Consider the following 11,040-nt stretch of genomic DNA (forward strand, 5'->3'; position numbering starts at 1 on the left):
TGTTTCCCTCGCCACGGGTCTGGGATATGGCGCGCGATGGCGCATCGGCGCGATGCCCGTTTCCTCGCGAATTTGCGGACAAGAATAATGACAGACCAGACAATCGGCGCGACCTCAGGGACGCGCGCCAAGACCGCCATCAACTCGCCAGCACGCGTCCTGCTTGCCAGCCTGATCGGCACGACCATCGAATTCTTCGACTTCTACGTTTATGCGACGGCTGCGGTTCTCGTGTTCCCGGCGCTGTTCTTCCCCGGCTCGGACGCGACCACGGCGCTTCTGGCCTCGTTCGCGACCTTCTCTATCGCCTTCTTTGCCCGACCCTTCGGCGCGATCGTCTTTGGCCATTTCGGCGACCGGATCGGGCGCAAGGCCACGCTGGTTGCGGCGCTGCTGACCATGGGCGTCTCGACCGTCGTGATCGGCCTTCTGCCGACCTACGCCCAGATCGGCGTGGCGGCCCCGGCGCTGCTGGCGCTCTGCCGCTTTGGCCAAGGCTTCGGGCTTGGCGGCGAATGGGGCGGCGCGGTGCTGCTGGCGACCGAGAACGCCCCCGAGGGCAAGCGCAGCTGGTACGGGATGTTCCCGCAGCTTGGCGCGCCGGTCGGGCTGTTCCTCTCCTCGGGCTTCTTCTGGGTGATCCTGCACTTCATGTCGCAGGAGGACCTGCTGGCCTGGGGCTGGCGTCTGCCCTTCCTCGCCTCGATCGTGCTGATCGTGCTGGGCCTCTGGGTCCGCCTCTCGATCACCGAGACGCCGGAGTTCGCCGAGGCGGTGAAGAAGGACAAGCGCGTCGCGGTTCCTGTCGTCGAAGTCTTCAGGAACTTCAAGCGCAGCCTGTTCCTGGGCACCTTCGTCGCGCTGGTGACGTTCGTGCTGTTCTATATCTGCTCGGCCTGGCTTCTGTCCTACAACGTCAAGGTGCTCGAGATCCCGTTCCTCGACGCGCTGAAGATCCAGCTTTTCGGCTCGGTCATCTTCGGCATCGCCATCCCGATCGCGGGCAAGCTGGCCGACCGCTATGGCCGCCGTCCGTTCCTGATCGTCGTCACCATCCTGATCGGTGCGTTCTCCTTCGCGCTCGCGCCGCTGATGAGCGGGGGCGAGGGCAAGCTTTATGTCTTCGTGACGCTGGGCCTGTTCCTGATGGGCCTGACCTATGGCGTGATCGGCGCGGCGCTGGCCGCACCCTTCCCGACGCGGGTGCGCTATACCGGCTCGTCGATCACCTTCAACTTCGCGGGCATCTTTGGCGCCTCGCTTGCGCCCTATGCCGCGACCTGGCTGCAAAAGACCTACGGCCTTGAATATGTCGGCTATTACATGCTGGCCGCGTCGGTGATCACGCTGATTTGCATCCTGGCATCGGGCCGCGACGAGGTCTGACCCGAACCGCAAGCCAGATCCAAAAGGGCCCGGACTTTCATGTCCGGGCCCTTTCGTTTTCCCTCAATTGCTTTTCTGTGCAGCGGGCTTCGAGCCGGATGGAAGCTCGATATTGATCTCGAGGCTGGAAAGCTCTGCCCCGCGCTCAAGCTTGACATCGACGGCATCGCCGTCGATCTCCATATGCCGGCGGACCACCTCGAGGATCTCGCGCTGCAGCGTCGGCAGGAAGTCCGGGCTGGTGCCCCCTGCACGTTCATGGGCGAGCAGGATCTGCAGACGCTCCTTGGCGGTCTGCGCACTGCCGTTCTTTCGCGGGCGGAAGGAAAAACCGAACATGATCAGGCCGTCCGCCCGAGGAGCCGCTGCAGGAAGCCGCGCCGTTCGGCCGGGTTCACGCGCATTTCGATCTGTTCGCCGACCAGCCTGCCGACCGCGTCGATATAGGCCTTGCCGGCCGGCGATTTCTCGTCGAGCGAAACCGGCGTGCCCTCGTTCGAGGCTTTCAGCACCGTGGTGCTTTCCGGGATGATGCCGAGAAGCGGGATGGCCAGGATCTCCAGCACGTCCTCGACGCTCATCATCTCGCCCGAGGCCGAGCGCTGCGGATCGAAGCGGGTCAGCAGAAGCTGCGACTTGACCGCGCCCTCGCCCTTTTCGGCGTGGAAGGTCTTGCTGTTCAGAAGGCCCAGCACCCGGTCGCTGTCGCGGACCGAGGACACCTCGGGGTTGGTCACGACCACGGCCTCATCGGCGTAATACATCGCCAGATGCGCGCCGCGCTCGATCCCGGCGGGGCTGTCGCAGATGATGTAGTCGAACTCCTCGCGCAGCTCGTCCAGAACCGCCTTGACGCCCTCCTTGGTCAGCGCGTCCTTGTCGCGGGTCTGCGAGGTCGGCAGCACGAACAGGTTCTCGAGCCGGCGATCCTTGATCAGCGCCTGCTTCAGCTTGGCGTCGCCCTGGATGACGTTGATGAAGTCGAAGACCACCCGGCGTTCGCAGCCCATGATCATGTCGAGGTTGCGCAGGCCCACGTCGAAATCGATCACGACCGTCTTGTGTCCGCGCATGGCAAGCCCTGCGCTGATGGCGGCCGAGGAGGTGGTCTTGCCGACGCCGCCTTTCCCCGAGGTGACTACGATGACCTTGCTCACGTCAGGCTTCCTTTCGATCAGTGTTACTTCAGAGGCAGGACGCGCAGTTTCTCGCCTTCAAGGCAGACCTGCACATGTTCCCGTGGGATATCCGGGCCCAGATTCTCGCTGGTCCGGTAGAGGCCGGCGATGGCCAGCAATTCGGCGTCGAGGCTGTGGCAGAAGATGCGCGCCGAGGTGTCGCCATTGACCCCCGCCAGCGCGCGCCCGCGCAGACGCCCGTAGACATGGATATTGCCCGCCGCGATGATCTCGGCCCCGGAGCTGACCGGGCCCATGATGATCAGGTCGCCGCGATCGGCAAAGACGGTCTGGCCCGAGCGGACGGGCTGGTCGATCAGCCGGGTCGCGGGCGGGGGCGCTTCCTTCTCGACCTCGGGCGCGGCCTGCGCCGGGGCGGCGCGTTCGGGACGGTTCACCCGGTCGAGGGGGACATTGCGTCCCCCCGGCAGCGAGATCAGCCCGGCCGCAGCGGCAGCGGCGGCCTGTCCGGCGGTTCCGTTCTGGATCCCGAAGATCGACAGCCGGCGCGCCCGCATCTCCTTGGCCAGCAGGGCAAGGTCGCGCTCGCTCTCCAGCCCCTGCGCCTTTTCGAGGTCGAGGACGAGGGGGGCATTCTCGAAGAACAGCGGCGTCTGGCGCAGCCTGTCGTCCAGCGCCGCCAGAAAATCGCGGTCTGCCGGGCCGGTCAGATGCAGCGCGATGGCGGTAAAGAAGCGCCCGCGAATCTGCACCGGCTTGACCGTCGCGAGCTTCTGGCCCGCCAAGTGTTTGGAATCCTGTATCTGCACGCCCGTCTCTGCCCGCTGTCTACACGCTTAGGTTGATTCCTGCGTGCAGATGTTTTGTATCATTCCTAATACGTCGAAACCGGGGCGTCCATCGGCCATGCTCTCGCAATCGCATCTCGGCGGAGAGGCGCCGCTGCGCGAGATTGCCCGCGTGGTGGCCGATCATGTCGAGTAGAACGAAAGAGGGATACGGACCCGCAGGTCGTTATCGTAGCAACTTCAACGCTTTGCGGAAGTTTTGGCTCCGGCGGTAGGGGGTGGAGTGAAATCTCCCCGTGCGCTAGTGCGTTGATATTGCTACAATTTAAATTGAGGGCAAGACCGCAGTGTGACATTCCTGTGTGACACTGTAGCACCGGATTCAGCTGGTGCAAGCGGCGAGGTCGCGCCTCGATGATGAACGTCCTCCGGTCATCTGCGCGCAGGACCTCACCGACGGCATCATAGACAGGAAAGCCGATGCTCCCATTCGCCCGATTCATGATTGGCGCAACCTGATACGATCCAGCCAGATCAGCGCGCTCGCATGACACCTGGTAGCTCCCGTCTTCGGCTTCGACCAGAACTGCGGTACCGATCGTCGCCGGTGGCGACCCACTATGCTTCTGGACGACCTGCTCCGCCACCATCAACCGTACCGGAGAACGGCGGCATACGAGGTATTGCTTAATACTTTGACAGAAAACTGCTACGCACCCCTAGCCCTTGATCATGCCAGTAGGCGTCCCCGACCAAGAAATGCGGAGAGCTTTCTTTGCTCGCGTCGCTGCCACATGAAGAAGGGATCGGTACTGGGCTAAGATGTCTTCCCGGTCCGCCCCGTCGACCGCGGTGCGTAGGGCGCCCGGCGGAGGAAACGCTGTATCGGACAAGAAAGGGATCGCTACTGCGAAGAATTCGAGTCCCTTTGCCCGATGCATCGTTGTGATCCGAATCCCCGGAACGGACCGGTCATCCGCGCCGGACTGGAGCATCACCGTCTCAATGCCTGTCGCGCGTAGTGCCACCTGAACCCGGTCCGCGTCGGCGCGGCGCGCGCAGAGGACCCCGATATCAGAGAGCCGGATCTGGTCGGGCGGCAGGACCCGGACCCAGGCCACCAACCCGTCGAGCTCTTCCGGCTCGGACCGGCAGCCGATCAGCTCTGGTGAGACCCCGCGCATGAGGCTGACATAACCGCGCAGGGTGTCTGTTCCCTCATCAAGATCGTCGACTCTGACCCCCTCAAGAACCGATACCGCCCAAGCCCGGATTTCCTGCGTCGTCCTGTAGTTGAGGCGGAGTCGCTTTGAGCGGCCGCGCACATTGATCCCGCAGGCGGACATGGCGGCCCGCCGCCCGTAGATCCGCTGATGCGCATCACCCACGATGAAGAGGGAGTTGCGATCCCCGGTGGGGGTGTCCGGCACGATCGCGCGGATCAGGCGGAACGCCTGTTCGCCCATGTCCTGCGCTTCGTCCACGATCACCGCTGCATATGGCAGGTTCGGCGCCTCTGCGGTCAGGATCTCGGTCGCCTCACGATAGGCGTCATCGGGTTCTGCAAGCCCCTCGCTGATCAGCCGGGCCCGGTAATCGGCGAAGATGTCCCACAACACCGCCCGCTTCTTGCGGTCAAGCGGAGTGCCCCGCCCGGCCCGGGACGCCTTCAGGTAACCCTTTTTGTCAGTCAGGCCCTTTGCTTGCACGATCTGGGCCCATTCCGCGCGGACGAGCGGATCGGACAGCCCCTCGGGCAGCTCGTGATCGTCGAACACCTCCCGCCAGACTTGGTCCAGCCGGTCGCGCGCCTCACCGAAGAAGGCGACCTCGCGCGCGAAGTTCTTGCGCTTGAGGAACTGCGACACCCACCGATCCAGGTTGATCACCTCGATCCGGGGCGGGCGGACGTCCAGATGCGCCGGGCACAGGGTCCGGAGGTTTGCGTCGATGTCATGCGCCAGGCTGGTCGTGAAGGTAGTCAGAAGGACCCGTTGACCCGCCCGGGTCGGGTCTCTTTCGATCTGGTCCGCGAGGTGCTTGGCCCGGTGCATCGCGACGACGGTCTTGCCGGTACCGGCCCCGCCCCGGACCAGAACCGGCCCGTTGTAGTCCCGGTAGGCGATCTTGCGCTGTTCGGGGTGCAGGAAAACGCGCCACCCCTCAAGCCCCTCCTCGAAGACGCGACGCAGTTCCGCCTCGCTTTCGGGGATAAAGATGGTCTGACGGCTCTGCTCCGTCTCGATCAGCTTCCCGAAGGTCAACTCTGCGGCGGGCTGCGGCGGCTCCGCGTCCGGTTCCGCGCCGACCCCGGTCAGGGCCTGGATTTCCTCATCCGCATAACCAGCCGCGACCGCGTAAAGGATCTGATAGGTGAGCGGATCGAACCGGTCCTCCGCGCCTTCCAGTGCCTCAATCGTGGGAATCTGGCGGACGGCCGTCAGCTCCTCCTCCGGCACACCGAGGGCGCGCAGCCGTGCGTCAGTCATCTCATCGAAGAGGCGAGGAGCGGAAATGTCCGGTGTTGCCACCGGTTCAATAACCGCGTCCACCTCCTCGATCACCCGGATCCGGTTCGTTTCCGGGTCGAGCTTGACCCGTCGCCCCGCCGCCCATCGGTAGGCCTTGTCGTGCTCGTTGACGTGCACGAACATGATGTCGCGACCGACCTCGAAGGCGATAGCACGGTATCCTTGGTCGACCCGCAAGGACTTGATCGAGCTGTCCTTCGATCCCTCAACCGTTTCCAGATTAAGCCCATTCGCGGACGGGTCCGACATATACTTGGTCATCAGGTCCATGAAACGGAGCGCAACCCGGTCCGGAAGTTTCCGCAGGCTCTTCATGCACCCGATGTCGTAGGAGACCCGCTTGTTCATTGTGTGTGTCATGTCCGAGCCTCCTGAAGGGTCGTGATAATTCTCGAGACCGTCTCCCCGATCTGGTCGGTTTCCGGATCAAATGGGATTAGCGCCCAGCCGACCCTCTCATGGGATGTCTCGGCAACGGCGACGCGGGTGTTCGACCATCCGAATTCCATCGCGCCCACCACGCGCCCGTCCGCAAGCAGATCGTCCCCGAAGTGGTCAGGCCCGGGCGCCTCAGCCGCGATCAGCGCGTCAATCAGCGGGTGGAACGCGTCGTCGCACAGCGCGCGTGCCTCTTCCCATGCGGTCAACCGGGGGCCCTGATCCCCCTGGTAGACCGGGTCTGCCATGTCGGGCGGGGCCAACGTATCGAGCCCGTCGAACTCGACATGAAGACCACGCGCGCCCTGGAACAGGTTCACGATCCGCCAGAGCCCGCGCCACGCGTCCGTGTAGAGGGTTTTCGCGGCCGGGACCTCGCCCGGTTCCGGTAGGACCGCCCGGAGCAAAAGCCGGAGGTCCCGGTCCGACTGAGCCCATTTGATCGGCGATATCTTCTTACAGGCCAGATAGAGGTCGATCGCCCCGACCCCGACTTGTTCCGCCGCCTCCGTGCCGGCGAGGAACAGACGCCCCGCTTCGGAGATGGCAGCCTGCCGGGGCAGCTGGTCGATGGGACGCCCGCCCTTCACGAGGCCCCGGATCAGGATGGACCGGATTACCGCATCCCCGTCCGTGTCTCCATCGAGAAGGCGCCTCAGCGCATCGAGCGTGCTGATCGTCTGCAGCGCCCGGACCACCTCAGCATGTGGAGCGAGCAGCGGGTGCGCCAACGCACGTCCAAGCGGCCCAGTCATATGCGTCCCGAGGGCGGTTTCGGAGAGCGGGTTCAGATAGCCTTTTTCCTCCGGGTCAAGGTCGCGCCAGGACAGGGTCCAGACCCGCACCTGACCAGACCTGATCATCAACATCCGATCCAGCAGATCCTGGGCGACCGCACCCGCGTGATACTCGATCCCGTCCATTTCGATAACGATCGGCAGACCGCCGCTGCGGCCAACCGGGGTGAACAGGAAGTCAACACGCTTGCGGGGCAGGCTCCGGAACCGTGCATCAATCTGCACCTGCGGCTCGATCGTCCAGAGGCGCGGTGTGTCCGGCCGCCCTGCGCGCAGGACGAACCCACGCCGTCCACCCGGCAGCACCTGTGGGGTCAGCGCCGCGTCTCCGTAGAAGCCGGAGAGGGCCCGCAGCAGCCGCTTCTCCAGAACGCTTTCGACCAGCGCCCCCCGAATTGATGCATCGATCCCGGTCTCGGTCTGGGTCAGGCTGTCCCATTTCTGGAGGATCGCCTCCATCATCTGCCGCGCGCGATCCCGATCCGGCTCGCCGGGCCCGAACTGTGACCGGTAAGGCTTCACGCAGCGGAAGCACCCGTTCCGGTCCGGCTCCTGGTTACAGGGGCAGTCCCGAAGCGCCTCCGCCGCGCGGCTGACAACCTCGCGCATCGTACTCGGATGTTCCGCGATCTGACGCAGATAGCCTGACCCGCCCGGGACGGAATCGTAGAGGTAGAGGCTGCGAACAGTGGTCATCCCGTTCAACTGCGCTTGGAAAATGGTGGACCGGATATGGTCTACCTTTCCCGCGAAATGACGCCGCATCCCGAGGTTGATCGCCGCGACGAAGCTTTTCAGATCATCGTCATCCGCGTCCCCGACCACCGGGATCACGATCCGGATCGCCTCTGTGTCGAACTTGCGCATCAGGAACACGCCGGTTTCCCACTGGTCCCGAAGCAGGTCCTCGTTCCGCATCACAAGGCAGTTCGGCGGGTGGGTGCCCCGATCATCCTCGCCACGGGGGGGACCCTGAAGCGACCCGCAGTGACGACAGATCCGGAACGGCTGCGCGGGACGACGTTCTCCCGCGATCCGCGGCCCGGGTAGGGTGGACTTGGTGCCGAAGTTGAAGTCCCGAAACGTGCAGTGGGGCAGGAACTCGAAGCCGAACGGGGCGCCGTTTTCCCGGCTGGTGAACCAGGAGGAGGCGATGTCTTCCGGTCCATGGAACGGCATGAGGACCCGATCGAACTGTCGCTGGTCCCGTTGATCCCCATCCCGGATCGCCGCCTTTTCCTCGCTGTCGATCGCGATTACGGATTTGAGCTGGACCACGTCATGCTCGGATCCGCTATCCGACCACATCTCGTCTCCGCATTGCGGGCAGGTGCGGGTCTCCGCCCCCTCAATCCGATGTGCCACATGGGAACAGGCCGGACAGAACGTCCAGCGATTCAGATCTTCCTTGCCGATCTCAATCCGGTCGATTTGCACCTGGCGCCCGTTGGCGTAGAAGAACTGGCCCGGCGCGAATTCCGACAGGGCGGAGCTGGACGGGCGAGAGTATTCGACGTGCAGAAGCCCGTCCTCGTCTCGTGCTGTCGTGCCGTCGTTGCGCCGCGACAGGATCGAAGTCAGCTTCACCCCCTCTTCGGGGAAGGCGTAGTTCGGCAGGATCCCCTTGTCCGTCAGGAACTTGATCACCTGCACTTCGTCGATCCCACTCCGGATCAAGTGGTTGATCTCGGTCCGGTCCCGGGTCAGGTCCTGCTCGCGACGCTCATATTCTTCATCGGTCAGCTCGGCTCGGCGCTTCTTGAGCCGACCGAGTTCCTTGGTCGCCTCGTCGCGCTTTTCCACCAGCCGGGCCCGCTCGGTCGTGGCCGCGTCGAACGCCTCCCCGACGCGCCAGCCGATCGATTTCAAGTCCGTTCCGGTCAGGTAAGACCGGATCCGGTCCGCCAGATCCGTCCGGTTTCCCGGACCAGTTCAAGCCATTCGACCGGGAACCCCTCGGTCGCACCGGAGGCTCGGCGCTTCAGGACGTCCCGGACCTTCCCGTAATCCCCGCTCTCCTTTGATGCGCCCACATAGGTTGTCGAGGGTGAAGGCGGTCACTTGGCGCAGAAGCACCTCTTCGGCCGCGAGGAACACGCCCGGAGGGCGGACCTGGCCCGCCAGCATTGGGGTCGGGTCCTCCCAGAACTGGAGGTCATGGGTGCGTGCGTTCGCCAGCACCATGTTCAGCGCGTTTCCGTCGTGCCGCCCACTCCGCCCCATCCGCTGGACGTAGTTCGCCTCTTCCGGGGGGACCGAGCTCAAGAGCAGGGTGGACAGGTCCCCGATGTCGATGCCCATCTCCAGGGTCGGGGTGGCCGAGATCAGGTTCGGGGCCCAGCGGGTTTCGCTCTTGATGAACCCAGTCTCGACCCGTAGCCGTTCATCCGTTTCCAGGATACCGGTATGCTCTCGGGCCACTACCCGGTGATTTCGGTCCGAGCGGAGGGCGCGGCGAAGGGCGGGCCGGTCAGGCTGGTCGACAGCGGCGAGGTGCCCGTCACAGCCGATCCGCGTGCAGGGGGAGCCGATGAGGACATCTGCGTTTTCCGAAAGCCCGGTCTCGCGCCGACCGCACAAGTCGCAGCAAAGTCCGATTGTTGTGGTGGATACGGTGATCCGTTCCGGCACGAGGAGCCAGGCATGCCGGTTTTGCCCCTCCGGGCCGTTCACGCGCCGGACGATGGCGTCCGCTTCAAGCCGCCGCAGGAGGAGCGGGTAGATCGCGTCTGCGTCCGCACCGTAGCGTAGGTTAGACGGTCCGATCAGCCGGAACAGCCAGTCCCGGTACCAACTCGCGGTTCCGGTCCGGGTGATACGCTCAAACCCGGTTGGGGCGGCACCGAGAGTCACCGGGATCGGCGCGAGACCCCGCCGGCCGTCCGGGTTCGGCAGGGAACCGGTCTTCCCCACGCCCACCTGGATGGCGGCTGCGTACCAGTTCAGCCCATAGTTTCCTTTCCCGTTCGCGATCGCGCTCTCGAGATAGGGGTGCGCCACGGACCCTTGGCGCCGCATCCGCTGGGTCACCCCGGCGAGGAGCCGGGTCAGAAGGTCCCGGTCGAACTCTGGCGCGCCCGGCAGGTCGTTTCGCAGCTCCCGTGCAAGCCGCTCCGCGGACAGGCACAGCAGATCCGTTGGCACGTCCGCCGCCGCCATCCCGTTCAACTCAAGCGTATGATTGAAATGCGCCCGGTAGCTCAGGTCGACAAAATACTCCCACCCGAGCCGGATCCGAATATGGTCGAGGAACACCGGGTCCGTGATGGTGGTCCCGTTTTCGACCAGCTCCCGGTAGCGGCGGCGCCAGGTCAGCTCTTTCGGGATGAAAAGCGCGGTGAACCCGTCTGGGCCGAGTTCATTCAATTGGGCACGTGGGACGTCCTCGATTACCTCGTGCAGGGTCATCGCGCCCGTTTCCGCGGACCGAAGTGCACCGTAGAGAGCCTTCTGGTAGACCGACAGTGCATTTCGGGTTTCGGCCACAGCCGCCCGGTGCGCTGCGTCTTGAACCGAGTCCGAAAACATCAGGAAACGGGGTTTCGCCTCGGGGCGCTCTTCGTTCTGTTCGGATGTGTAAAGGATACCGGTGATGCCGGTCGTCAGGCGTGCCGCCCGCATCCCGAACAGGAGAAGACCGCGCGCCTGCCCGCAGGCAGGGCAGGTCCGGTCGATCCGCCCGTTCGCGTCGGTCGGATTATACAACCAGACCGGCGAGGTCGGTCCCGGACCGAGATCCTTGTGATCGGCCGGGTTGAATTCGATCGTTTCTGCGTTCAGGACACCCTTCACGATCTGGCCACCGGCGCCGCTAGGGTCCAGACTCATTGAGTTTCGGAGCCAGAACAAGACGGTTGCGGCTAGCAAGATCGCAGAGAAGAAGGTTTCCGGGCACCGGTCGTATCGGGTCGCGACGCGCCGCCAATCCTTCAGGCGGCCGAACATGATCTCAATGCGGTTG

The 11,040-nt window shown here is 64.4% G+C and carries 8 protein-coding genes and 1 pseudogene; 2 read left to right on the plus strand and 7 right to left on the minus strand.

Translation table 11 applies throughout. The annotated features are described in order from the left end of the window. The first annotated feature begins 87 nt into the window (after nucleotides 1–87). Nucleotides 88–1,386: an MFS transporter gene (locus VNQ78_RS03550; RefSeq protein ID WP_325686666.1), complete on the plus strand. Its 1,299-nt coding sequence runs from the start codon at nucleotides 88–90 to the stop codon at nucleotides 1,384–1,386. A 63-nt stretch (nucleotides 1,387–1,449) separates the two neighbouring features. On the opposite strand, the gene minE is transcribed toward VNQ78_RS03550, so the two are convergent. Genes minE through minC form a run of 3 tightly spaced genes read right to left on the minus strand, consistent with a single transcriptional unit; the run spans nucleotide 1,450 to nucleotide 3,310 of the window. Then, nucleotides 1,450–1,725 carry a cell division topological specificity factor MinE gene (minE, locus tag VNQ78_RS03555; protein ID WP_325686668.1) on the minus strand — a complete coding sequence of 92 codons (276 nt, stop codon included), beginning with the start codon at nucleotides 1,723–1,725 and terminating at the stop codon, nucleotides 1,450–1,452. Nucleotides 1,726–1,727: 2 nt separating this feature from the next. Then, nucleotides 1,728–2,543 carry a septum site-determining protein MinD gene (gene minD / locus VNQ78_RS03560; RefSeq protein WP_325686669.1) on the minus strand — a complete coding sequence of 272 codons (816 nt, stop codon included), beginning with the start codon at nucleotides 2,541–2,543 and terminating at the stop codon, nucleotides 1,728–1,730. A 23-nt stretch (nucleotides 2,544–2,566) separates the two neighbouring features. Beyond that, nucleotides 2,567–3,310, minus strand: coding sequence for a septum site-determining protein MinC (gene minC, locus VNQ78_RS03565; RefSeq protein WP_325686670.1), 744 nt, complete (start codon nucleotides 3,308–3,310; stop codon nucleotides 2,567–2,569). 67 nt (nucleotides 3,311–3,377) lie between these two features. On the opposite strand from minC, the gene VNQ78_RS03570 reads away from it, so the two are divergent. Beyond that, a complete protein-coding gene (locus tag VNQ78_RS03570; protein WP_325686671.1) occupies nucleotides 3,378–3,509 on the plus strand; it encodes a hypothetical protein in 132 nt (43 codons plus the stop codon). 523 nt (nucleotides 3,510–4,032) lie between these two features. Here the strand turns inward: VNQ78_RS03570 and VNQ78_RS03575 are convergent. The 4 genes and pseudogenes from VNQ78_RS03575 to VNQ78_RS03590 all read right to left on the minus strand — a co-directional run. After that, nucleotides 4,033–6,204 carry a UvrD-helicase domain-containing protein gene (locus tag VNQ78_RS03575; RefSeq protein WP_325686672.1) on the minus strand — a complete coding sequence of 724 codons (2,172 nt, stop codon included), beginning with the start codon at nucleotides 6,202–6,204 and terminating at the stop codon, nucleotides 4,033–4,035. Beyond that, the gene (locus VNQ78_RS03580; protein WP_325686674.1) at nucleotides 6,201–8,948 is read right to left on the minus strand and encodes a DUF1998 domain-containing protein; all 2,748 of its coding nucleotides are present in this window, start codon (nucleotides 8,946–8,948) and stop codon (nucleotides 6,201–6,203) included. Before VNQ78_RS03580 ends, VNQ78_RS03575 begins: the two co-directional genes overlap by 4 nt. 63 nt (nucleotides 8,949–9,011) lie before the next feature. Beyond that, complete coding sequence (locus VNQ78_RS03585) at nucleotides 9,012–10,907, minus strand: helicase-related protein (RefSeq protein WP_325686676.1); 1,896 nt, start codon at nucleotides 10,905–10,907, stop codon at nucleotides 9,012–9,014. A gap of 9 nt (nucleotides 10,908–10,916) precedes the next feature. Continuing rightward, nucleotides 10,917–11,040, minus strand: a pseudogene (locus VNQ78_RS03590) (transposase); the annotation flags it as partial.

This window comes from Paracoccus sp. (in: a-proteobacteria) (genome assembly GCF_035556475.1).
Lineage (GTDB): Bacteria > Pseudomonadota > Alphaproteobacteria > Rhodobacterales > Rhodobacteraceae > Paracoccus.

Coding starts and splice junctions, on each gene's coding strand:
- VNQ78_RS03575 (WP_325686672.1), bottom strand. CDS start 6,204: ATGACACACACAATGAACAAGCGGGTCTCCTACGACATCGGGTGCATG.
- VNQ78_RS03550 (WP_325686666.1), top strand. CDS start 88: ATGACAGACCAGACAATCGGCGCGACCTCAGGGACGCGCGCCAAGACC.
- VNQ78_RS03585 (WP_325686676.1), bottom strand. CDS start 10,907: ATGAGTCTGGACCCTAGCGGCGCCGGTGGCCAGATCGTGAAGGGTGTC.
- minE (WP_325686668.1), bottom strand. CDS start 1,725: ATGTTCGGTTTTTCCTTCCGCCCGCGAAAGAACGGCAGTGCGCAGACC.